Here is a 23,037-nt window from a genome sequence, read left to right on the forward strand (position 1 = left end):
ACTGCGGGCGTCTCTGCGGCGCAATAGTTCAAACTAGTCGCTTGCAGAGGCTAAAGAATGACCGTAGGCGGTGGCGAGCCTTGACCTCGTAACCAACTATAGGCTTCAATCATCCGCTCTGCTATTCCCGACCATGCGAAATCGCGGATCATCCAATTTTGGCCGCGGGTACCCATTTGGTGAAGCTCGATCATCCCTGATGTGAGGGCGGCGTGAAGCGCATGCCTCAGTGGCTCCACTCCCAGATCGACCCACCATCCACATCCATACGTCTCAAGTCCACGCCACGGGGTCGCTTTCGTGGTAATTACGGGGGTTGCGCATGCTAGGCTCTCCGCAACAGTCATTGCGAAATTTTCTGATGCGGACGGCAACACAGATACCGCCGCTCTTCTATAGAGTTCGTACTTTTTTTCGCCATAGACCGGATCACCAAAAATGCATCGCTGTAGCCCGTGCTCTACGGCCTCTTGCTTCAACTTCTTGACATAATTTGGCTCACCTGGGCCCCGAATCTCGAGTGTCCAATTAGGAAAGACGTCCTCTAGTTGAGCCCATGCCTTTAGGAGAGTCTCAATACGCTTGATCGGATGTAAGCGGCCGAGATACAGAACAACAGCCGAACGCTCACCGTCGCAACATGGCAATTCGGAGGGCTGCGGATGGGAGACCCCAACCCCGTTGGGTAAAATTACAACCGGTTGCCTTAGACCAAAAGCACGGATGTCCTCATATTCTTGCTCGCTTGTAGCGTGAATAAGATTTGCTGCCTTGAGTGCTGATCGCTGCGCGATGATCCAAAAGACAGACTTTACCGCTCTTGAATATTCTAGAGCAGCTGGACTGAGCATGCCTCGAGGCGATACGACAAATGGAACTTTAAACGCATTGGAGACCCGAGCTGGATAAACATTTGGCATCATCCACAGTCCGTGCGTGTGAAGTACCTCGGCCCCAGCTGCGACCTCGACCAACCCCTTCCTCATCTTGGAAGATAGGCCTAGTTTTTTAAGGTGCCCGAACCTTTCATAATCACGATTAAATTTCCTATTTCTAAATTTTCCGTCCGAGGTATCGATTGGGGCCCCTAATGAAAAAAGCTCCACTTCCCTTCCAATTTTCTCCATTGCCCTAGCAAGCTGTAAAACAGAGTACGAGGGACCAGAGGCCTCCGCTTCGATTGACGCAACGATTTGTACTATTTTCATCCGCTTCTCAAAACAGTACACATTGCAATTAAAATCTCGTCATGTCCGTGAGCTGCCTGACACTGTCAAGAGCGAAACACAATATTACCGGATAAGCCATCAAGCTTTTCCTGATCGAATGTCACGGCACGATAACCAAAGGTCGCCATAAATGACACGAGGTCCGCGGATGTGTACCCGAATGCCTTCTGATTAATCTCACTGGTTTCTAGAACGATTACTCTTGGCTTGAGTTCAGGGTTACAAAGAACGGTTTGGGCGCCTCGCATTACAGCGAATTCCGCTCCCTCGACATCAATCTTGATCAGGTCTGCTCTCCGCCCTGCAGCCAAAAGAAAGTCGTCCAACCGCCTCTGCGGGACCGTGATCATTGATCTTACTGCGCGCCGCTTTGTATCACGAAGTCCGGAATAGCCAGAGTCACCGGAGCGAAAAAACTGGGCATCTCCGTCGGTGTCTGATAGCGCTACCTTAGCGACTTTGCTGCCGTCGTATCCATTTAATTCAATGTTGAATTCTGCCAGACTGGCGATCAATGGATCCGGTTCGAAAGACAATACTTCCCCTCCCTTACCAACTAATTTCCAAAGGTAGCAGGAAATATAGCCAAGGTTGGCTCCAACATCGACGCAAAAACTGCCTTCAGACAGTTCTTTATCGAAGTAATCGAGAAGTTCGTTCTCATAGGCTCTATCCCAGTACAATCTCCAACCGACTGTCTCATGAAGCGGCACTACGATCGCAAGCCCGCGTAACCTTACGGTTGCAAACGTTGGCTCTATTGGCTTTTTGAAGCTTCCGATTCGGGAACGAACATTTGTAAATATTGACACGCATTTTCCCTATCTATAATTCTTGTCCAGCTGCTTTCAACAACTCAAAACGCCCGATCCGCATCCCAGCAGTATTTCTTGGCATTGCTCCGACCTTCAGATGCTCGGTCGGAGAGTTCGACGTTCCTCGCAAAATGCAATCGCTGCCTCGAACCCCTGCACCATGTTTTCGATATCCAGCTTCTCTATATAATACTTGCGGGCATTTCTCGCCATCTCTTCTCGTAGATCACTATTAAGCAAGCGCTCCATCACCCGTGCCAACTCATTGGCGCCACCGCGATAAAACAAGGAATTCTCGTTTTCCACACAATATTCGAACTCAGGCGCGTGCCGATTGCCAGGGCGAGTTACCACTGGAACGCCGGCCCAAAACGATTGAACGACAGAGAGACCGACGTGCCACGGCGACACAGTTGCGATCGCTCGATCAAGGAATTTTTTTAGTCCCTCGGGTGTATTCGTCCTAGGATGAAATTCAATGCGGTCAGAAAAGCCACCCCTATTTGCCCTTGTTTTCATGGACGCCTCTGTCGACCCACTTCCGACCAATACGAGGCGCACGCTAGGGTGCTCTGCCGCTACGACAGCAAAAGCGTCCAGAAGCTCCATCAACCCCTTTTCATCGCGGTAGTCACCGAAGTAAAGATAGCTGTCACGGCACACCGTCGGATCCGCTTCAAAGCACGCAAGCGCGATCGTATTTCTCGCTACAAAGAGTTTGTCATTTGCAAGCCAGCGCGCAAATTGGTCTCTGCCGGACTCTGTGTAGAAGATAGAAGCCGTTACCCGGGCAGCCGCGATTAGCCGCAAGGGTCGTATAAAAAAACTTCCCCATCTTCTTCCGAAGCCATGACTCCAGATTACCACCTGACCACGGGAGCTGAAGATTATCGAAAGAAGCGATGGATTACGAAGATCAAGGCCGGTAATCAGTATATCATTCTCTACATCAAATGGAATGTTCCACGCATGCTGTCCAAATTTCTTTTTGTCGAACTGTAAATGCATCCATTTGAAATCAGTCGGGCTTTTTGGTGGCTCCTGAGAACAAACGATCAAGTCCCTTCGCCGACGCGCAATTGCGTTAAATACCCCTATTCGATATTCGGCGATCCGCCTCTGTATTATATATATAGTCATATCACTCGGTCACTACAGCGTACATCTATATTTGTCGCGCAAAAATCACGTCAACCTGATAGACGCGACCGGATTCCTGATCAGCGAAACCGGGCTCGATCGACCAGATATTAAACCCGTGATCAGAAAACCATCTCAGGGCTTCCGAAAACTCCCAGTAAGACTCGTACAATGGAACCAGAGATAGCTCCAATTCGACCACCTCCGCACGTACCATAGTCTCCATTGCGCCCTGAATAACCAGAAACTCTGCTCCTTGAACATCGCACTTTAGATACACCTTCTCGACGCCAGGCAAATTCTCCTTGCAATAGCTATCGATTGAACGCATCGGGACTGATATCCTGCTTTCCTCTCTCGCATTTGCTGCTCTCTCCGCTAGGGCTGTCATTGCAAATAGCGAACTCGAAGTGGTTCGCGAAGAGACGGAGAATTCTGCCGTAGCATCACGGTCGCCGATCGCAACCGGCACAACCGACCATCGATTTTGGCGGGACGCGCGACGGCGTAGCGCATCGAGGGCCTGAGGCAGAGGTTCAAAAGAGATCAGAGCCCCATCAAAGCCTGCCCTGTAAAGTGCATTTCCAAAGCCACCATAGTGTGCGCCCACATCGAGAACACAACCGACCTTTCGCTGCCGCAGCAACTCAATTCTTCGCGACCACGGGTCAGTATTCGGGCCAATTCGGGTTACGTTAAATCCGGCCTTTCGAAACACTTCCTTCAGTCTACTCATTTGACGAGCCCTTTATGTTAAACAAGGCGTGGGAACGCCAATGAATTTGGCAATTTTTCTGGCGCTACTCTGGACAGAGTATTCTTCGATTGCAAATTTTCTGACTTGTGTAGCCGCGGCAATCCACTGCGACTCTGGCTGGCGTAGAACCCCATCAAGCCTGTCAGCAAAACGATCCGGGCTTGCGACACCACTACAACCTAGAACGGAAACGAGGTCACGCGGCATGCCTGCCGTATCCGTCGATAAAATAGGGCGAGAATAAGACATATATTTCAATAGTTTTGAGGGAAAATTTGTGTCGGACGCTGAGAAGCTTGGGTCGCGAGGATTCAAAAACGCATACGCGTCAGAGCACAAGGCGTCTAGCTCGGCTGCATTCAAAAACCCTGTGACTTGAGCGCCCATTTCTTTTAATGCAATCGCTGACTGCACGTCGCTAACCCGACCCGCAACAACAACGTCGATGTCTGACAGGTCGATTCGCTTAAGTGCTCGAACCAGGAAATCAGATCCACTTACCTTGTCGACTCCGCCGACGAATACGAGCTTCTTCCTTGTTCCGACTTTTGGAGCTGAGACTTCCGCGACGTGGGGAATCGTCCCATGAAACGCCATACAGCGCCGCCCCTCCAGCAGAGATCCTATGCTTGCGGGCAAATAGAGTAATCCACCTGTCGCAACTTTTGCGACTTCCTTGACTAAGTCTAACCCAGCTGAATTAGATGGCGCGTCGGGAACGATAACGACCACGCGCTGGACCAAGTTGCCGATGCGTTTAACTGCAGCCGCGGAAAGCGTTCCCTGCCCATAGACAAAAACGAAAGCCTCACGACTTACTTCGGCACAAACGGCTCTCTCCAGCGCACGGCTAATGGACCTGCGCTTGATAGCCGGAAGGTTGAGGAATCTCACCAGCTTCATCCCAGTCGAGGACGATTTGATCTCCATTCCAGGCTGCAGAAAAGGTCCACGTGGCCACGACGATTCGTTTGAAAACCAAAAACTTCTGTCCACACGACCAAACGTCTCCAACGCGTCAACCAAGCCTCGTATCCAAGCGGACGCCGCTGGTGAAACAAAAGGAAAACGGAGAACCTGCTCATCCGAGAACGTCGGCGCTATTAGAACAACTGGATACATGCCATCCATCCTCTCCAGTACCTTCACCTCCGTCTCTCTCGTCCATAGCGATCTGCGCCTGCCCGGGTGGTACGCCAATTACCAGCACTCGCGATTTCGGAAGTTCCTACGGCCACCAGCCCGGGCAATGACCAGTAGCACAGCGATCCAATTAATCCAGGAAATAGTACCGAATTCTCCTTGAAGAAGAACAGCACAAACAAAACAAAATGCAATGCCACCAGCGGTCCACACCAATACTGACCCGATTTTTTGATTCTCCTTATCATCTCGATTTGCAAAATGATAAATATCGCCGTGAACAATATGAGTCCCAGAACTCCATTCTCCGCCACAATCATCGCAGCGCCTACTTCCGCAGCCATACTAAGGTCACGCACCTCGAACGCCTTCCCAGCTCCAGAAGCATAACCGGTGAAATTTCCAAAAGGCGCCAAATTTACCCATTCGACAACAAACTTCAAGAAGATCGCATTTATTCTTTCGCCTATGTCTAACTGACCTTCACTTAGTAACACCATTCTTTCGCCAAAGATCACGCTGTTAACACGGTCCCAAAAGAGCGCTAGAGAAAAAACCGCTACGGGACTCGCCGCGAAAAGCGCGAAAATCAGACGGCCGCGATGAACCCGAATTTCGATTGCCAGTAGAATGAAAGCGATAAAAATGGCACTAAATAAAGCACCTCTACGGGCGGTCATCCATATTACAGCGAGTATCATCAGAGCGATAGCCAACTGAACTAGCCGCTCTTTTGAACTCCTTGACCTCAACACAAGCGCCGAAGCAAAACCAAATGCACACAGCGATGCAATTGAGTTAACGGGCGCAGTAGTAAAATAGCCAGCAAGTGTTGCTTGTCCGATACGAAACTCCTTCCCTGCTAGAAGCTCGATAGCGTTTGCCCTAAAAACGCTCGGCAGCGCGTCGTTGCCAAAAACAAGCATTACAATGCCTAGAGGGAACTGAAGCGCTATAACCGAAACGAAAACCTTTGCCGCTCTAACAAACTTCATTGAATCGCCTGGCCGGCCGTACGTCAGGAATGCCAATCCAAGCATTGGAGTCCCGGCGCCCAACAAAAGAGCTTGAATTCCGAGCATAGTGTCGATTGCAAACGCAGGAACAGCGTAAATCGCTACGAGCGCGATCCAACTGACGATCCATCCATAGGCCACTGAGGCCTGATTTTTGTTGACTTTGACAAGCCCGAAGAAAACAAGCGCAAGAAATATTGAGACTGGCAGTGCCTCAATTTGCACTGGCTGCGTCGGAGTCAATTTCCTCAAAACGCCAGCAACCGCAGGTCCAACTAGCGCGACCAGCATCAACCTGTCCACGCTCAGGCTGCTGTTCTTGCCGACCCGACCGCTAGGGCGCGGCCCAGCCGCCAGTGCTTGATTTCGGTGAGCCTCGGACTGAAGTTTCATGTCCTCGTGCTCTCCCGCTTTCGCCAAAATATGAACGGGACGGTATAGAACATTCGTCCCAGCGCGACGCCGGCTGCTCCCAGCAGCGATCCCAACGCCACAGCAGCCACCAGGTTAGCAACCGCCCCGCCAATGGTTAGCATATTTGCGAATCGCAACTCCCCTCGACCTATAAGCGAGAAGTAAGGAACGATTATCATTGCAATTGCCACATATGACAAAGTATATGAGCAATAAATAACCATAAGCTCTTGGTAAATAAATCTTGATTGACTTAGCAGAATCACCAAAGGCGGCCCAAATGCAATTGACGCCAGCGAGAGCATTATTATTATACGCTTTATATTTGCAGAGCTTCTCAGCAAGATATTCTGAAAGCCGACCTTGTCATTTGCACGATCTAGCTTGATAAGCTCTGGCAGTATAGGCGAAAAGTATGCTCTAGGCAGTGACTGTATTTGCTGGTTCATCTCACCGCAGAGGCTCGCGACGGCAACTATTTCGGCGGACACAAAATATCCAAGCACGATACGATCTGCTGACGAGTACAAGAGAGAAGATACGTTATTTACCCATTGCAGAACGGAATAATGGACGGCCAGCGAAAGCAATCCGAGCACCTCGTGGAGGCTAAATTTTTCAATTCCCCTTGTTGCCACAAATGCTTTCACACCTCCGCGCAAGATAATACACAGGAGGTTTATAACTAAAAGCTGAGTCAATGGAAAACTTAGCATCCCGGCCGTGGCTACACTTCCAATGCTAAATAACCGCGTAGACACCTCACATAGCGCATTCTCTTTAAAACGACTTTGCGCTCTCAGTGTCGCAGCGCATATCATATCCCACTGTAATGCAATCGCAGTGAGTACAGCAAGCAAGACAAATCTTACAATATCTATATGATTTTCGGTCCAGATCAGTGGCGGGTAACTGCGAAGGGCAACACTAGACAGCGCGAACGCAATGCCACCTGAAAGAACTGAAACCGCTAAGCCGCCGAACACAATCAAGCTAATTGCCGCGGACCGCTTCGTGCGATCGACCTCGGCCGATATCAACTGAGTAGCAGCCATACCGACGCCGGGTGTTGCTGCACCAAGTACGCCCGCAAGCGATAAGTTGAAGGTCCACAGGCCATAGCCACTCAAGCCAACAGAGTAGATCAGCGGCGCAGTTAACAGCAATTGCAAAGTAGGCATACTAATTTGCTCAACCAACGCCCAAAGTCCGGGCTTTGATATACCGGATAGGCGCCCCAGAAGCGCTCCTTTTCGGCTCCTTGCTGTCAAACTTTTCTATTCTCTAGTTCGGAAGTGGGTACTGGCTTCTTCCAGGTAAATTGCATGCTATGAATGCTAGCGTCAGCCAGCCTGCGCTCATATTTTGCCAATTAGAGTTCGGTATTCGGGCGATTTGCGCACTTTGTCCTGTGACCATTCGAGGTTTTTGACAAATATCGCGTTGCCATCCCCATCAAGCGTATCCCGCACAATTTCCCGTGTTCGAGGTTCGTACCTTATCCTGGTAAAGCCGCTCGCCGCGAGTGCGCCTCGGACAGAATCCGCAGCGAAGCCATATCTCTTTTCTTGCCCATTGACCTCCACAATCACTGCTTGCAAGCTCTCCAGCTCAAGCGTTCTACTCGCCCCAGCAAGAACGGCAGGCTCAAATCCCTCAACGTCAATCTTCATCAAAACCGGCATTCTTCCTTCCAGGAGGTCATCGACTCTTTTGACCTCGACCGGGATGAATGCCTCTCCATCAATTGCTACTCGATTTCTCGTATCAGCATTGTTGATGAACCCAATTGATCCATCTTCTGAACCTGCGCCAACATTATGGAGCTCTACACGGCTGTCGAGGAAATTAATGGCAATGTTTCGGCGCAGATGAACAAACGTGGATTCGATCGGTTCTATGCAGACACAAGGGGACCCCACTGCTCCCGCCGCCATCACGGAATAGGCGCCCACGTTCGCTCCAACGTCGACGAAGAGCTCTTCGGGACGCAAAAAATGAAGGACAAAGCCCATTTCCTCCCATTCAAGAAGGCCATTGTAAATGTTTCCGGTGGCACCGGTCATCCCGTTTGCAACTAACAAAATTGTGTCGTTCACGAATGGAACGGCAATCGAACCCAATGCCAGTCGCGAAGCGATTTGCCAACGGATAAATCGAGCCAACGCTGCGACTTTGCCATACCGATTACCAGGATGCTCAAGGATGAGCCTCATTGTCCGAATTATGTTCATGCCATGGGTCCTAGCTTACCCCTTGGAAGGAGCAATGATATGTTCTCGAATTCATCTAACCGTCTGAAGATTTTAAATTTCCTGGCAATCGGTAAATAACGTCGCCTCGGATTCACACGCTGTTTCAACCTGACCTTGCGGCCCCGCTTTCCGGCGGTCGCGGACTATTTGCTCGCTTGATGACGCAAAGACGCCTGCTCGAGCTTCGTACCTTCGAATTGTTGCGCTATCTTGGAAAAAGTTGTCCTAGTTTTCGGACAGGCTTTGCAACGAGGGCATAGTCTATGATGCCGGATCCAAGCCAACGGCGTCGAGACCGAAGAGCCTCTATATTGTGCTCTATATACGAGCGCAGATCCCGCGTACTGGCCCCTCCAACCATCATATCCACAAGCGTATTGTTAGTAGTCGCACAGTTGAATTGGTGGAGGTCTACCGCCCTCAGCATCCAATCGTAATCTGATGCCACTTTGAGACTGAGGTCAAATATGCCGACCGCTTCCGCTACCTTGCGCCTGACGTAGAACGTGGGATGAGCGGGCATCCAACCGGTCCGAAAACCCTTGGCGGGCCTGGGGGCGGCACGCCAACGCCGGATGACCCGCTTCTTGAAATGATCTTCAACAAAATCCAGATTGCCATGCACGATATCGGCCTGTTCAAGTTCTGCCGAAATTCGCGTCAGCACAGTATGGTCATGGAAACAATCGTCGGAATTCAGCACGCCTACTGCGTCTCCAGTATAGAGGCGCAGCCCCTTATTGAGTGCATCATACATTCCACGATCGGGCTCGCTGACCAACTGAATCCGGTCCTGCGGATAGGACCGGACGATTGTCAGCGTTTCGTCCGATGACCCGCCATCGACCACCACCAACTCTTTGTCCTGATGATCCTGGGCAAAGAAGCTATCGACCGTATGCCTGATTGTTGCGGCCGAGTTCCAGCAGACCGTCAAAACCGAGATTCTCATGTCAACTCGGTCCAACGTTCCTTACTGTGCCGCAACCCGAATGCGATCCTCGTCCAAGCGCCGGTGCTCGGATTCCCGTCTTACCGTTTCGAGATCGGACTGGACCATTTCCTGGACCATTGTGGCTAGGGAGGTTGTTGCCTTCCATCCGAGAACGCGCTCCGCTTTCGAGGGGTCGCCGATCAGAAGCTCCACTTCGGTCGGCCTGAAGTACCGCGGATCCACCTCGACCAGAACAGCGCCGGATCTTGCATCGATGCCTTTTTCGTCGATGCCGGAACCGACCCATTGAATCTCGGTCCCAACTTCGCTGAATGCAAGCTCGACGAAACGGCGGACCGAGTTCTTTACTCCGGTTGCTAGGACATAATCGTCGGGCACGTCCTGCTGAAGGATCCTCCACATGCCCTCGACATAGTCGCGGGCATGACCCCAATCTCGCTCGGCAGACAGATTGCCGAGGTAGAGTTTGTCCTGAAGGCCCAGGCTGATCGCGGCAGCTGCGCGCGTGATCTTACGCGTCACAAATGTCTCGCCGCGCATCGGACTCTCGTGATTGAACAGGATGCCGTTGGAAGCGTGAATGCCATAGGCTTCGCGGTAATTTACCGCAATCCAGTAGGCATAGATCTTTGCTGCCGCATAAGGCGATCGCGGATAGAAGGGCGTCGTTTCCTTTTGCGGAATCTCCTGCACCTTCCCGTAGAGTTCGGATGTCGATGCCTGATAGAAACGCGTCTTTTTTGTCAGGCCGAGCAGCCGGATGGCCTCGAGAAGGCGTAGCGTGCCTATCGCGTCTGCATTCGCCGTATATTCGGCGGTCTCGAAGCTCACCTGAACATGCGATTGTGCTGCGAGATTGTAGATCTCGTCTGGCTGCACTTCCTGGACGATGCGGATGAGGTTCGTGGCATCAGTCATGTCGCCATAATGCAGCGACAGCCTTACGTCCTTCTCATGCGGATCCTGGTAGAGATTATCGATGCGACCGGTGTTGAATGACGACGAACGCCGCTTGATGCCGTGGACGTGATAGCCCTTTGCCAGCAGAAGTTCCGCCAGATAGGCGCCATCCTGGCCAGTGATACCGGTTATGAGTGCGATCTTCCTGGTCATGGTGCTTCTCCGGCGATTTCTGGAACGCGATTGTGAGTGTCTGCCAAGCGAATAATATGATCCTCCCGCAATCAGTAAGCCTCTTCGGCTCTACCGAGCACCAAATCCGGTCAGCATGGTTCGGATCGTACGAAACACAATCAGCACGTCGAGCCAAGGCGAAAAATTCTTGATGTAGTAGAAGTCGTAGTGAAGTTTTTCCAGAACGTCGTCCACCGCCGCAACATGGCCCTGATTGACTTGCGCCCATCCGGTAATGCCAGGCCGGACGATGTGCCGATATCGGTAGAATGGCAGCTCAGCCTCATACCATTTCGACAGCACGAGTGCCTCCGGCCGCGGTCCGATCCAGCTCATTTCGCCGCGCAAGATGTTGAGGGCTTGCGGCAACTCATCAATCCTGGATTTTCTCAAGAACTGCCCAAGACGTGTAATGCGCTCATCGCCAGTCTTTGTGATGGCCTCTTCCTTTTCATCACCAACAGCGGCGCTGAGTTTCATCGTCCGAAATTTGTAAACCTCGTAAATATTTCCTCTGTACCCCATCCTTTTTTGTCTAAACAATGCCGGTCCGGCCGAGTCGAGTCTTATCGCCATCGCCACGAATAAAAACAATGGCGAGAAAACGATAAGGATAAACAGCGCTGAACCCCAATCAATAGCCTGCTTCATCTTTAAATAGGCATGATTTGGATTCAGTGACCCTAGCGTATTTTCTGAAAGATGCTCGATCTCTACCCTACCGGTGAGCGACTCGGTGATTTGCTTGACGTGATAGACCGGCGTTCCCGAGAGGGCGCGATCGGCGATATACCGCTCCCATTCCTCTGAAAGATCGGCTCGCAGATCCGCCACCACACCGCTAGCGTCCTCAACTACCGTCTCAGGCGAATCGACCCGATGCCAGTGCACGCCCGGTATGCTCTCTAGCCTGTCGACATCTCCGCCAGGAATTACCGCGAGTCGATATGAATCGAGCCGTCGCGTGGCAAGGCTCAAGCCAAAATACCACAGTGTCGATTGGATGAAGCTGGCGGCGGCCTGGAACCGACTATAGTCGAATCTGAAGAAGAAGATGGTGACGAACACAAGCCCATAGGTCAGGGCGAAGGTGGGCAGGATGTAGCCAGCCGCCGCGACCCCCGGAAAGTTGCCAATGCGCTTATAGAAAAAGTAACCAGACGTGTGGGCGATAAATGCAGCGAGAATAGTAACCTGCATATTTGTGGATAGGAGAGCTCCTGGACCAAATGCCATACGAATCAAAGCTGGCACGACGATAGCAGCAGTAAGGCCACCTAGTAATTGAAAGCGCATCCGGAACAGAAGATGCCTTCGGTTGGATGGATTGCGCGTGGAGGTGCTCAAGTTTGTCAGATCGGTCTCTAATGAGGTTAAACGTCAGAACTGTGAGGGTTCGTATTCATTTCGAACAGGAGGTAAAGTCTCGATCGTACCTATGCTGTCCCTATGCGCCCACGCGGTTGCACGGCGCAGCAGCGGAAGCCCTCGCTCGACGCAACTTTATGTCATCAATGGCTACCGCACTCCCGGGTGAAACCCGAGAGCCGACTCTGCAGCACTTGCACCGCATGACCCAGCGTCAATTGCGGTTATGCGATCGCGACGAGTTCCCTTGAATCTAGGTCAACAGGGATCTCGCCATTCATGATGGCAACCAGAACCCGGGCCCTTCCGGCCGGATCGAGCCGGTCAAGACGACCGATCATCTCCGCGAAAGGACCTGAAAGAATCCGAACCGAGGCGCCCGCGGTAAGGCCTCCGCTGAAATCAAGCAAGCCGTCCTTGCCGGTCAGGCCAATGAACCGCTCCACCAGCCCCGAGGGGACCGGCAAGGGCCGCTCGCCCTGCATGATGAGGGAGCGCACGCCGAACGTTCCATTGACCGAGCGCCACCGCTGCAGCGCGACATCGAGGGCGATGAACATGTAACCTGGAAAATAGGCCGCCGGCCGCGTCTCGATGCGCCGGGCATGACGTGTGGTCTTCTCGCAGCGAGGTACAAACGAGTGGAATCCTTGCATCCGGAGATGCCGTTCGGCGACGTCTTCTTTTCCCGGAAACACGCTGGCGGCATACCAGCGTGCTGCGGTGCCGGTTGCGGGCCACTGCGGCGATGCAGTCGCCTTAACAGTTGTTTTTTCCGGGGTGATCACAAGTATCCTTCTCGGCGGTCTTTGGCACGGTCGGGGCAAGCGTTACGACAGCGCGAAGATACCAGCAAGCAACCATGTCGTGAGAATCGATGCGGTTGATCGAATCCTGCTAATTGTCCACTACTTTAGCTGCGCCTAAAAGTCATCGCGCCGCTTTCTTTTTTAGCTATCCAGCAGCGGTATCGAGCAATTGCTCCGATATGTAGCTGCTTTGTTACGCTGGCTCGCGACGAGTCGCTGGCTGTTCTGGTGCTTAATCGGTCGATTTGACCATTGTGTGACGGTATCGTTAGCAAAGTGTTGCGAAGCAGATGCCGACCAATTTGGCGTTTCTGTCCAGCCGTTCATTGATCGTCGTCGTCACGCCGGCGTGCATTGACGAAAGTCCGACAGGCCGTCGCTGAAACAGGACCACGCAATCACAGGCCTGTGGTTGCGTGGACTCAATCAGTGCCGTGCACAATCAGGAGCGTTTGAGCAGCGACCAGACGGCAGGCACAAGGCTCGCCGCGAGGCCGACCTTGATCAGGTCGCCGACGATGAACGGCACGACGCCGAACTGCCATGACTTTTCCGGGCCAATGAGCAGTGCCAACCAAGCAAAGCCCATCGCCATCATTATGATTTCGGCAACCAGAATTGCGTTGAAGAGCTTGATCGGATGGCGATCCCATCCGCGATCGCCAGCCCAACCGACGATCGCCGCCATGACCACGAAGCCAGCAAGGTAGCCGCCGGTCGAGCCGAGCATGTAAGCGACGCCGATGCCCTTTTCCGGCGTGCCCTGGAAGACAGGGAGGCCCATGGCGCCCTCCGCCATGTAGAGAAGCAGCGTGGCGACGCCGAGGCGCATGCCGAATGCTGCGGCGATCAGAAAAACGGCTAAGGTCTGCATCGAGATGTCGACCGGCCCGAGCAAAACTCTGGTTTTGGCCGACAAGGTCAGCACCAGCGTTCCGACGATCGCCAGCAAAAGCTGGGTCGCCAGGCGGGCCGCGCCCTTTTCAGGCAAAGCGAGAGAAACAAGCGGACGCATTGTCGTTGCAATTGCCATGGTCTTCCTCATATCGGACTGCCGCAGATCGCGGCCTTGCGTTTTCCTATATTGGCTTCCGTGTTATGCGGCAATCGGTTTTGCCGTCTCTAGAACAGAGCTGAACGACATTCGCCATGGTGCTGAAATTCGACACAGACTTCGACCCGTCCTACGGCCAGGGCGTGACCGTTGCGCCCGACGTGCTTCGGATTACCGCGAAAAATCCCAGCCCGTTCACCTTTCACGGCACCAACAGCTACATCGTCGGGCGCAAGACGCTGGCGGTGATCGATCCGGGGCCAGATGACGATGCGCATCTCAAGACACTGCTCGAGGTGATCGGAGACAGGCCGGTCAGCCACATATTCGTCAGCCACACGCATCGCGACCATTCTCCGCTGGCAGCGCGGCTGAAGCAGCACACCGGGGCAATTGTCCTGGCCGAAGGCCCACATCGGCCGGCCAGGCGGCTGCGCATAGGCGAGGTTAATCCGCTCGACGCCAGCGCCGACACCGCCTTTTATCCGGATATCGCGCTTCCCGACGATACGATGGTCAAGGGCGACGGTTGGGCGATCAGGACGGTACTGACGCCGGGTCACGCTGCCAATCACGCGGCTTTTGCGCTGGAAGGAACCGGTGTCCTGTTCTCGGCCGATCACGTCATGGGTTGGGCGACCTCCATTGTTGCGCCGCCGGACGGCGCCATGGCCGACTATATGGCCTCGCTGGATCGGCTGATCGAGCGCGACGACCGCCTGCTGCTGCCCGGCCATGGCGGGCCGGTGACCGCGCCGCGCAGTTTCATGCGCGAGTTGAAGACGCATCGCAGGATGCGCGAACAAGCGATTCTCGAACGGATCAGAAGCGGCGACTGGACGATCAAGGACATGGTCCGGGCGATCTATCGCGATACCGATCCGCGCCTCCATGGCGCTGCCGGACTGTCCGTGCTTGCCCATCTGGAGGATCTGGTGGCGCGCGGTCTGGTGCGCACCGACGGCGACCCGGCGATCGACGGCATTTTCACTCCTATCATGTAAGCACTATTCGGCCGGGGCCGTGCCGACCTGGCCGGCGACTTCCTGATCCAGTTCGGCAAGGAAATCCACGATGCGGGCCGCATTGTCGCCAAGGTCGTAGCGGCCATAACGGGAGGCCGAACGCATGTCGACAATGACCGCATTGCCATCGTCGGTCACACGGATGGCGACATCGGCGGGAAGGCTGAGGACGAAGCTCTTGGCCAGGGCGTTGATCGTCATCTCGCTTTGCCCGATCGCACGGGGAACCGGCGCCGTAAGCTGCCAATCCCGACGATCGAGCACGGTTTCGACTGCTTCCAGGACCCGATCGAAAGGCAGATTGTAGCTGCGTCCGGTGACTAGCGGATAGGTCTCGGTCTGCAGACGCTGCTCGCCCGGGGTCGGTGGCGAAAGCGCGTTCATTTCCCCGGTCCGGGTGCTGGTGTCGAGTACCGGCGGATCGTCGAAATCCGTCGAGATGTCCCTTAGCGGCGGAGAAGTCGCTGCCCAGTAGGCGACAATGCAAAAAGGAGCAAGCACCAGCAGTGCCAGCACCGTGCCGACGGTGAGATCGCGGCCGCCACGGTCGCCGAAATTCCACAGTCTCGAAAAGGCAAATCCGGCGAACAACAGCGCAAAGGCGGCAAGTAGCGCGACAATACCGAGCACCCAAAGGAAGGCCGGCGTTTCAACAAGCTCATATCGGTGGCCGACGAGGACGGTCAGGAGCAGGACCGCCGAAAAAGCGCCTGTCCGCCGCGACCAGCCGGCCGCCTTCGACGTCTGTCGCTCGGGAATTTCCATTGTTTTCTGCACTGCTCCACGCGAACGAGCGTTTAGCGCCGTTTAGCGGCGGCTTGGAAGAGAAAGACATCATCTCAGTTAATCCGTCGGCAGACGATAGTCCCTGAATTGCCGGCGCAAGGTGATCTTCTGGATCTTGCCGGTAGCGGTGTGGGGAATTTCGCCTACGAAGGCGACGTCATCCGGCATCCACCACTTCGCCACCTTGCCATCCATGAAAGCGAGGATATCCATCTTGGTCGGCTCCCGGCCCGGCTTGCGGACGACGACAAGCAACGGCCGTTCGCCCCATTTCGAATGCTGGATGCCGATGGCAGCCGCCTCCGCCACATCCGGATGACCGACTGCGAGATTCTCGAGCTCGATGGTCGAGATCCATTCGCCGCCCGACTTGATGACGTCCTTGGCGCGATCGGTGATCTGCATATAGCCGCTCGGGTCGATATGGGCGACATCGCCGGTATCGAACCAGCCTTCTTCATCGAACTGTTCGGATCCGATGCCGCCATAGTAGGCGCGCGCGACAGCCGGACCGCGGACCTTCAAGCGTCCGAATGTCTTGCCGTCCCATGGCAGCGCGTTGTTGTCGTCGTCGGTCACCTTCATTTCGACGCCGAAGGGCGGATAGCCCTGCTTGCTCTGGACGTCGAGCCGGGCTTCGCCCTCAAGCCCGGCATAGTCCGGCTTCATGGTACACAGCGTGCCGAGCGGAGACATTTCGGTCATGCCCCATGCATGGATGACCTCAACATCGTAATTGTCCTGGAACTTCGTTGTGATCGCACGCGGGCAGGACGAGCCGCCGATGACGACCTTCTTCAGATAGGGAAGTTCCTTGCCGGTCTCCTCCAGATGCTGGAGCAGCATCAGCCACACTGTCGGCACGGCGGCGCTGAACGTCACCTTTTCGGTGTCGAGCAACTCGTAGATCGAGGCGCCGTCCATCTTGCAGCCAGGCATGACCAGCTTGGCGCCGATCATCGGCGCGCTCTGGCCAAGGCCCCAGGCGTTGGCGTGGAACATTGGCACGACCGGCAGTATTGTGTCGCGCGAAGAGAGCCCCATCGCGTCGGGCATCGCGGCGATCATTGCGTGCAGCACGTTCGAGCGATGGCTGTAGAGGACGCCTTTCGGATCGCCTGTCGTGCCCGAGGTGTAGCACATGCCGGCCGCGGTGTTTTCATCGAACGTCTTCCAGGTGAAGGCGCCGTCGGCTTCGCCAAGCCATTCCTCATAGGCAACGACGTTCGGCAGCACCGTTTGCGGTATGTGCGCCTTGTCGGTCAGCACGATCACCTGCTTCAGCGATTTGACCGCGCCGGCGATCTTTTCAAGCAGCGGCATGAATGTCAGATCGACGAAGATCGCCTTATCTTCGGCATTGTTCATGATCCAGACGATCTGCTCGGGAAACAGGCGCGGATTGAGCGTGTGATAGATCGCGCCGACACCCATGATGCCGTACCAGGCTTCGATGTGGCGCGCCGTATTCCAGGCCAAAGTGGCGATGCGGTCGCCAAGTCCAAAGCCATCACGCTCGAGCCGCTCAGCGACCCGCAGGGCGCGGCGATGAATTTCGGCGTAAGTGGTCCGGACGATAGGGCCCTCGATCGAGCGCGACACGATCTTGCGTTCGCCGTGCTGCCTGGCTGCGTTGTCGATGAGCTTGTGGCAAAGCAGCGGCCATTCCTGCATCAGTCCGAGCATTCTTTCCTCCCATTGGTTTTTCGTTCCATTGTGGGACGAACAAGCATATTGTCCAGCCATGACCGGGCAGAAGCAGCGCATTGGTCGAAAAGACAGGGAAAACCGCCACAATCCGGCCATCGTCGTTAACTTTGATTAATTGGGCAGGGGTGCGATTGGCGAATGAAAGAGGTTCGCATGGACGCGCAGCTCGACGACAAAACTCTCGAAGATACGCTCGCCGAAAGCCTGGCCGATCTGGTGCCGGACGCCAAAACCGTTTCCGAAGACGAATTCGTCGAAGTTGTCGGCGGCGCACTTGAGGCGGTCGGCGGCACGCTGCTGTTCAAGATGTGCGTTCAGAACGAAGGCGAAGGCCAGCACGTCGCCGCGGCTTGCGTCGGCGATGGCGGCAACCGCCAGTTCCTGCTTCTTACCTTGCCGACCGGCGGTGGTTCACTCAAGGTCGAAACCGCGTCGAGAAGCACCAATCCGGTTGCCGGTATCGCCGCCGCCTATGCCGGGCTGTTGGATGCGTTTCAGGCTGCCGCCTGATCGGTCAACGGCAAGGCCGTTTGACGAGAGATCTGCCAGCGCCGAGGGCGATGGTTTTTGAGTCCCGTATTCGACGTCGGCCTTGCGCGGCGCGCACGCCCGACACACCTTAAAGTGCGTCGCGTCAAAGGACTTCACGCGACGCGCTTTAAGTCCTTATTTCTATGCATGTCGTTATCCCAAAACCGCTGCGCACTTTTGAGCGACATGCATTAGGTCGTGCAAGGAGAACCCGTCATGGACCAGATCGCCAATCCGTCACCCGGCTTTCAACGCAACCCGGGTAAAGTGATCACTGTCGAGCCCTACATCGGAACTGTGACCGTACGCGCCGGCGACGCGGTCATCGCCTCGTCTAAGAGGGCCAAGGTGTTGACCGAATCCCCCTACCCCCGGGTCCTCTACATTCCATTCGAAGACATCGATTTCGACCAGCTTCGCAAGACGGAATTGTCGACGCATTGCCCATACAAGGGCGATGCGAGCTATTGGAACGTGCTGCCTGCCGCGGAAGCCGGCAAGGATGCGATGTGGGCCTATGAGCAGCCTTTCGACGAGATGATCGAAATCCGCGATCACGGCGCGTTCTATCCCAACAAGGTGACGATCGAAGCCACGCCGGATTGAGCAGGGCGGCTCGAGACTTATTTGCGGTCAGTCGGTGGTACCCTCTAAGCGCCAGACACAGCAAGCCTCGCCCGGATTCGGCCGCGATCCAGCCGCAATAACGGCAGGGTCTTTCCATTCCGGGGTCCCGCTGGCACGTAATCTGCGCCGTTACAACGTTCAGGCCTGCGACTGGATTCACCCTGCCTTGGCCCATTCCATCCTCACCGCGGCCACTCTATCAGACGTGATCTCGTAGCACTTGCCGTCGGGATGGGGATGGCGGTGCAGGGCACGCGGCCTTGCCATGACGGTAGGGAATGGAAAGACGGAACATCTTCGTGCTTGCCGACGCGCCCGAGGTCAATAGCGGCGCACGCGCAACGAGGTCACGAAAGTCGGGGATACTAGATGATCGGGAGACGAGGGCAACGCTGAAGACGGAGGGACGACCTAAGATCGCTGGATCACAGCATGAGGGAGCGTTCGCACCAAACGGCAGTCAGCACGGCCTGCAAGGAATTGATCGGTCGCCGACCGGCATCCGCCGTAGTCGTTGTAGTCGTCAAGGATCATGAGTCCACCTGGGCTCAACACCTCCACGGTCCGTTCAAGACAGAGCTTGACTGGATCGTACCAATCGCAATCGAGATGGGCCAACGCTATTCTGCTTTTCGGATGAAAGTGCACCGTGTCTTCGAACAGGCCCTTGTGAAAGACAATGCGTGCGCCATCGACCGGGACCCCGAAGTCCATGAAGCTGGTGCTCACCTTGTCGAACAGATCGCCTTGATACCCGTAGTAGGTGTCACCGCCAATACCCTTGGATCGTCCCGATCGGATGGTGTCGTAACGGGCCTTGGATTTTTCGTCGTCCTCTTCGGTCGGGCTCGGAATCATGCCAAACACGTCGTAGCCGTGGAAATGACGGTCATCGTCGAGTTCGGACGCGATGTAGATTGCCGAGCCACCGAGTGCGATACCGTATTCGATGAAGTCGCCGGGGACCTTTTCACGCCTCACTTGCCTGATCGCATCGCGGAGGCTGATAAACTTCTCGTCCGAAAGGTACGTCAGCCGAGCGCGCTGCACCGAACTGGCGATGGCCGGCACTCTAAGCCTGTTCGCATTCTTCAGCAGGCGTCGGGTCAATCTTGTCTACATCGTGCGATGCTAGCCAGCAGCCTGGAGATTTGCAAGCGAGCGAACACGGCCTTGACGCGGAATAATCTGCAACGTCCGTTGCTGGCCCGGGTGGGTGCGAAGGCCGACGGCAGGGCAGAAACGATGTCGAGATTGGAGCTGTCACGCACGCGCTCGCGTGAACTTGTTTACAAAATCGTAATCTCGGATCGGGACGGCCAGGACCAATCGACATCGTCGATTGGTCCGAGAACCGTTAGCCGCGGTTGACCTTTGCAGCCCGTACCGCCGCCTGCGCGGCAGCCAGCCTGGCGATCGGCACGCGGTAGGGCGAGCATGACACGTAGTCGAGGCCAACCTCCTCACAGAAATGGATCGATGCCGGGTCACCGCCATGTTCGCCGCAAATGCCGAGCTTGATCTCCGGCCGCGTCGCCCTGCCCTTTTCGGCCGCCATCCGCACCAGTTCGCCGACGCCCTCAATGTCGAGCGACACGAACGGATCCTGCTCGAGGATGCCCTTCTGACGATAAGTCTCCAGGAACGAGGCCGCGTCGTCGCGTGAGATGCCGAAGGTGGTCTGGGTCAGATCGTTAGTGCCGAAAGAGAAGAATTCGGCCGCCTCGGCAATGACATGGGCGCGGAGCGCGGCGCGCGGCAGTTCGATCATCGTGCCGGTAAGATAGGTGATCTTGACGCCGGTCTCTTCCATCACGCTCTTGGCGACGGCGTCGATCCGCGCCTTGACGTAGTCGAGCTCCTTCACCAGACCGACCAGCGGCACCATGATTTCCGGAACCACCAGCGCGCCGGCCTTCCTGCCGGCCTCGACGGCGGCCTCGAAAATGGCGCGCGCCTGCATCTCTGCGATTTCGGGATAGGAAACCGCAAGCCGGCAGCCGCGATGGCCAAGCATTGGATTGAATTCGTGCAGGGCCTCGGTGCGCTGCCTGAGCTTGTCGGGCGACACGTTCATGGCGGCAGCGACTTCGGCCACCTCTTCCTCGGTCTTGGGCAGGAATTCGTGCAGCGGCGGATCAAGCAAGCGGATCGTCACCGGCAGGCCGGCCATGATCTCGAACAATTCGAGGAAATCCGAGCGCTGCATGGGCAAGAGTTTTGCGAGCGCCGTTCGCCGGCCCTTTTCCGTGTCGGCCAGGATCATCTCGCGCATGGCGACGATACGGTCGCCCTCGAAGAACATGTGCTCGGTGCGACAAAGTCCGATGCCTTCGGCGCCGAAGGAACGCGCCATGCGCGCGTCGAGCGGCGTCTCGGCGTTGGTGCGGACCTTCATGCGACGCACGGCATCGGCCCATTCCATGATGGCGGCGAAATCGCCCGAGAGTTCCGGCTGCAGCATCGGGACGGCGCCCTTCAGCACCTGGCCGTTACCGCCATCGATGGTAATGATGTCGCCCTTGTGGAACGTCGACCCCATCGCCATCAGCGTGCCGGCTCTGTAGTCGACGCGCAGCGAGCCCGCGCCCGACACACAAGGCTTGCCCATGCCGCGCGCCACCACAGCGGCGTGGCTGGTCATGCCGCCACGCGTGGTCAGGATGCCTTCCGCCGCATGCATACCGTGGATGTCCTCGGGACTGGTCTCGATGCGCACGAGGATCGCCTTGCGGCCTTGCGTCTTAAGCTCCTCGGCGTCGTTGGAGGAAAAGACGATCTCGCCGGTGGCTGCACCCGGAGATGCGGGCAGACCGATGCCGATCACATCGCGCGCCGCCTTCGGATCGATGGTCGGATGCAGCAACTGGTCGAGCGAGGCCGGATCGATGCGGACGACGGCCTCCTCCTTTGAGATGAGCTTGTCGCGCGCCATGTCGACGGCGATTTTGAGCGCCGCCTTGGCGGTACGCTTGCCGGACCTCGTCTGAAGCATCCACAATTTGCCGCGCTCAATGGTGAACTCGAGATCCTGCATATCGCGGTAGTGCTTTTCCAGACGGTCGGAGATGGTGACGAAAGACTGGAAGGCTTCCGGCATCAGCTTCTGCAGCGACGGCTTGTCCGAGCCGGCGGCAATGCGCGCCGCCTCGGTGATGTTTTGCGGCGTGCGGATGCCAGCGACGACATCTTCGCCCTGCGCATTCACCAGGAACTCGCCATAGAGCATCTTTTCGCCGGTGGACGGATTGCGGGTGAAGGCGACGCCGGTGGCCGAGGTCTCGCCCATATTGCCGAAGACCATGGCCTGGACGTTGACCGCAGTGCCCCAGCTTTCGGGAATGTCGTGCAGGCGCCGATAGGTTATGGCGCGGTTGTTCATCCAGCTCGAAAACACGGCGCCGATCGCCCCCCAGAGCTGCTCGTGCGGATCTTGCGGAAACGGCTTGCCGAGTTCCTCCTCGACCTTGGCCTTGTAGAGTGCGATCACGCCCTGCCATTCGATGGCCGTCAGTTCGGTATCGAGTTCGTGGCCGAGCCCGCCCTTCTGGTCTTCGAGGATCTCTTCGAACACCTCATGGTCGAGGCCCATGACGACATCGGAATACATCTGAATGAAACGCCGGTAGCTGTCATAGGCAAAGCGCGCATCGCCTGAATCGGCGGCCAGCGCCTCGACCGTCTCGTCGTTCAGACCGAGATTGAGCACGGTGTCCATCATGCCGGGCATCGAAGCGCGGCCACCGGAACGCACCGACACCAAAAGCAGTTTCGAGGGATCGCCGAAACGGCGCCCGGTCAGCCGGCCGATGTGGTCAAGCGAAACCGCGACGTCCGCCTCCAGCGAGGCCGGGTACGTGCGGCCGTTGGCGTAGTAGGCGTTGCAGACCTCGGTGGTGATGGTGAACCCCGGCGGCACGGGCAGGCCCAGGCTGCACATTTCGGCCAGATTGGCGCCCTTGCCGCCCAGAAGGTTCCTGTCGCCGGCACGGCCTTCCGCAGCGCCGTCGCCAAAGGTGTAGACCCATTTGGTCATGCTTGCTCTCCGGTTGCAGGAGATTGAAAAGATTGGCGAAGCCGAAGTTTCGCCGTGTCCCATCCGAGCGATATGATGCTGCAGTGCGAAAGGCAAGCGTCGGCAAAGCCCGCCGGCTCCTACAATCGATTAAGAAAAAGCGATGGCAAAAAGACTTGCCGCTCGGCGCCCACTTGAGTAGAACATAACAGGAACCAGGGGGTAACACCGTGAAACTGACCGGAAACTCGATT

The 23,037-nt window shown here is 55.8% G+C and carries 20 protein-coding genes; 3 read left to right on the top strand and 17 right to left on the bottom strand.

Translation table 11 applies throughout. The features are described 5' to 3' along the window. Positions 1–50: 50 nt before the first annotated feature. The 13 genes from A9K68_RS25175 to A9K68_RS25235 form a co-directional block, all read right to left on the bottom strand. A complete protein-coding gene (locus A9K68_RS25175; RefSeq protein WP_082982131.1) occupies positions 51–1,208 on the bottom strand; it encodes a glycosyltransferase in 1,158 nt (385 codons plus the stop codon). A gap of 65 nt (positions 1,209–1,273) precedes the next feature. After that, entirely contained in the window at positions 1,274–2,041 is a 768-nt protein-coding gene (locus tag A9K68_RS25180; RefSeq protein WP_082982130.1) for an FkbM family methyltransferase, read from the bottom strand. Between the two features lie 96 nt (positions 2,042–2,137). Next, entirely contained in the window at positions 2,138–3,103 is a 966-nt protein-coding gene (locus A9K68_RS25185; protein ID WP_163603071.1) for a glycosyltransferase family 4 protein, read from the bottom strand. A gap of 106 nt (positions 3,104–3,209) precedes the next feature. Beyond that, a complete protein-coding gene (locus tag A9K68_RS25190; protein ID WP_082982128.1) occupies positions 3,210–3,920 on the bottom strand; it encodes an FkbM family methyltransferase in 711 nt (236 codons plus the stop codon). Positions 3,921–3,932: 12 nt separating this feature from the next. Next, positions 3,933–5,090 (bottom strand): glycosyltransferase, encoded by a 1,158-nt coding sequence (locus tag A9K68_RS25195; RefSeq protein ID WP_082982127.1) that lies wholly within the window; start codon positions 5,088–5,090, stop codon positions 3,933–3,935. Further along, positions 5,087–6,493 carry a hypothetical protein gene (locus A9K68_RS25200; protein ID WP_065006262.1) on the bottom strand — a complete coding sequence of 469 codons (1,407 nt, stop codon included), beginning with the start codon at positions 6,491–6,493 and terminating at the stop codon, positions 5,087–5,089. The genes A9K68_RS25195 and A9K68_RS25200 overlap by 4 nt, the downstream gene beginning before the upstream one ends. Next, positions 6,490–7,713 carry a hypothetical protein gene (locus A9K68_RS25205; protein ID WP_156768180.1) on the bottom strand — a complete coding sequence of 408 codons (1,224 nt, stop codon included), beginning with the start codon at positions 7,711–7,713 and terminating at the stop codon, positions 6,490–6,492. The genes A9K68_RS25200 and A9K68_RS25205 overlap by 4 nt, the downstream gene beginning before the upstream one ends. 159 nt (positions 7,714–7,872) lie before the next feature. Further along, positions 7,873–8,748 carry an FkbM family methyltransferase gene (locus A9K68_RS25210; protein ID WP_065006260.1) on the bottom strand — a complete coding sequence of 292 codons (876 nt, stop codon included), beginning with the start codon at positions 8,746–8,748 and terminating at the stop codon, positions 7,873–7,875. 226 nt (positions 8,749–8,974) lie between these two features. Beyond that, positions 8,975–9,721 carry a glycosyltransferase family 2 protein gene (locus A9K68_RS25215; RefSeq protein ID WP_065006259.1) on the bottom strand — a complete coding sequence of 249 codons (747 nt, stop codon included), beginning with the start codon at positions 9,719–9,721 and terminating at the stop codon, positions 8,975–8,977. A gap of 21 nt (positions 9,722–9,742) precedes the next feature. Beyond that, complete coding sequence (gene gmd / locus A9K68_RS25220; protein WP_029355725.1) at positions 9,743–10,837, bottom strand: GDP-mannose 4,6-dehydratase; 1,095 nt, start codon at positions 10,835–10,837, stop codon at positions 9,743–9,745. A 90-nt stretch (positions 10,838–10,927) separates the two neighbouring features. Further along, on the bottom strand, positions 10,928–12,205 hold the full coding sequence (locus A9K68_RS25225) for a sugar transferase (RefSeq protein ID WP_246811232.1): 1,278 nt from the start codon (positions 12,203–12,205) through the stop codon (positions 10,928–10,930). 245 nt (positions 12,206–12,450) lie between these two features. Next, entirely contained in the window at positions 12,451–13,014 is a 564-nt protein-coding gene (locus A9K68_RS25230) for a transcription termination/antitermination NusG family protein (RefSeq protein WP_065006257.1), read from the bottom strand. Between the two features lie 463 nt (positions 13,015–13,477). Further along, entirely contained in the window at positions 13,478–14,068 is a 591-nt protein-coding gene (locus A9K68_RS25235; RefSeq protein WP_065006316.1) for a biotin transporter BioY, read from the bottom strand. A 116-nt stretch (positions 14,069–14,184) separates the two neighbouring features. On the opposite strand from A9K68_RS25235, the gene A9K68_RS25240 reads away from it, so the two are divergent. Beyond that, the gene (locus tag A9K68_RS25240) at positions 14,185–15,093 is read left to right on the top strand and encodes an MBL fold metallo-hydrolase (RefSeq protein ID WP_065006256.1); all 909 of its coding nucleotides are present in this window, start codon (positions 14,185–14,187) and stop codon (positions 15,091–15,093) included. 3 nt (positions 15,094–15,096) lie between these two features. On the opposite strand, the gene A9K68_RS25245 is transcribed toward A9K68_RS25240, so the two are convergent. Both A9K68_RS25245 and A9K68_RS25250 read right to left on the bottom strand, forming a co-directional pair. After that, the gene (locus A9K68_RS25245) at positions 15,097–15,879 is read right to left on the bottom strand and encodes a DUF1499 domain-containing protein (protein ID WP_065006255.1); all 783 of its coding nucleotides are present in this window, start codon (positions 15,877–15,879) and stop codon (positions 15,097–15,099) included. 78 nt (positions 15,880–15,957) lie between these two features. Then, the gene (locus A9K68_RS25250; RefSeq protein ID WP_065006254.1) at positions 15,958–17,586 is read right to left on the bottom strand and encodes a fatty-acid--CoA ligase; all 1,629 of its coding nucleotides are present in this window, start codon (positions 17,584–17,586) and stop codon (positions 15,958–15,960) included. Between the two features lie 177 nt (positions 17,587–17,763). Between A9K68_RS25250 and A9K68_RS25255 the strand changes: the two genes are divergently transcribed. After that, positions 17,764–18,120 (top strand): hypothetical protein, encoded by a 357-nt coding sequence (locus A9K68_RS25255; RefSeq protein WP_065006315.1) that lies wholly within the window; start codon positions 17,764–17,766, stop codon positions 18,118–18,120. Positions 18,121–18,357: 237 nt separating this feature from the next. Continuing rightward, positions 18,358–18,747: a DUF427 domain-containing protein gene (locus A9K68_RS25260; protein WP_065006253.1), complete on the top strand. Its 390-nt coding sequence runs from the start codon at positions 18,358–18,360 to the stop codon at positions 18,745–18,747. Positions 18,748–19,179: 432 nt separating this feature from the next. On the opposite strand, the gene A9K68_RS25265 is transcribed toward A9K68_RS25260, so the two are convergent. Together A9K68_RS25265 and ppdK are read right to left on the bottom strand one after the other, a co-directional pair. After that, a complete protein-coding gene (locus A9K68_RS25265) occupies positions 19,180–19,878 on the bottom strand; it encodes a TylF/MycF/NovP-related O-methyltransferase (RefSeq protein ID WP_203546864.1) in 699 nt (232 codons plus the stop codon). 247 nt (positions 19,879–20,125) lie between these two features. Next, positions 20,126–22,804 carry a pyruvate, phosphate dikinase gene (gene ppdK, locus A9K68_RS25270; protein WP_065006252.1) on the bottom strand — a complete coding sequence of 893 codons (2,679 nt, stop codon included), beginning with the start codon at positions 22,802–22,804 and terminating at the stop codon, positions 20,126–20,128. Positions 22,805–23,037: the final 233 nt, after the last annotated feature.

Source organism: Mesorhizobium sp. AA22, from assembly GCF_001672375.2.
Classification (GTDB): domain Bacteria; phylum Pseudomonadota; class Alphaproteobacteria; order Rhizobiales; family Rhizobiaceae; genus Mesorhizobium; species Mesorhizobium wenxiniae.

Bases quoted from the DNA above. Each gene is read 5' to 3' on its own strand.
- A9K68_RS25175 (WP_082982131.1), bottom strand. From the start codon at position 1,208: ATGAAAATAGTACAAATCGTTGCGTCAATCGAAGCGGAGGCCTCTGGT.
- A9K68_RS25190 (WP_082982128.1), bottom strand. From the start codon at position 3,920: ATGAGTAGACTGAAGGAAGTGTTTCGAAAGGCCGGATTTAACGTAACC.
- A9K68_RS25200 (WP_065006262.1), bottom strand. From the start codon at position 6,493: ATGAAACTTCAGTCCGAGGCTCACCGAAATCAAGCACTGGCGGCTGGG.
- A9K68_RS25210 (WP_065006260.1), bottom strand. From the start codon at position 8,748: ATGAACATAATTCGGACAATGAGGCTCATCCTTGAGCATCCTGGTAAT.
- A9K68_RS25215 (WP_065006259.1), bottom strand. From the start codon at position 9,721: ATGAGAATCTCGGTTTTGACGGTCTGCTGGAACTCGGCCGCAACAATC.
- gmd (WP_029355725.1), bottom strand. From the start codon at position 10,837: ATGACCAGGAAGATCGCACTCATAACCGGTATCACTGGCCAGGATGGC.
- A9K68_RS25235 (WP_065006316.1), bottom strand. From the start codon at position 14,068: ATGGCAATTGCAACGACAATGCGTCCGCTTGTTTCTCTCGCTTTGCCT.
- A9K68_RS25240 (WP_065006256.1), top strand. From the start codon at position 14,185: ATGGTGCTGAAATTCGACACAGACTTCGACCCGTCCTACGGCCAGGGC.
- A9K68_RS25245 (WP_065006255.1), bottom strand. From the start codon at position 15,879: ATGGAAATTCCCGAGCGACAGACGTCGAAGGCGGCCGGCTGGTCGCGG.
- A9K68_RS25250 (WP_065006254.1), bottom strand. From the start codon at position 17,586: ATGCTCGGACTGATGCAGGAATGGCCGCTGCTTTGCCACAAGCTCATC.
- A9K68_RS25255 (WP_065006315.1), top strand. From the start codon at position 17,764: ATGGACGCGCAGCTCGACGACAAAACTCTCGAAGATACGCTCGCCGAA.
- A9K68_RS25260 (WP_065006253.1), top strand. From the start codon at position 18,358: ATGGACCAGATCGCCAATCCGTCACCCGGCTTTCAACGCAACCCGGGT.
- ppdK (WP_065006252.1), bottom strand. From the start codon at position 22,804: ATGACCAAATGGGTCTACACCTTTGGCGACGGCGCTGCGGAAGGCCGT.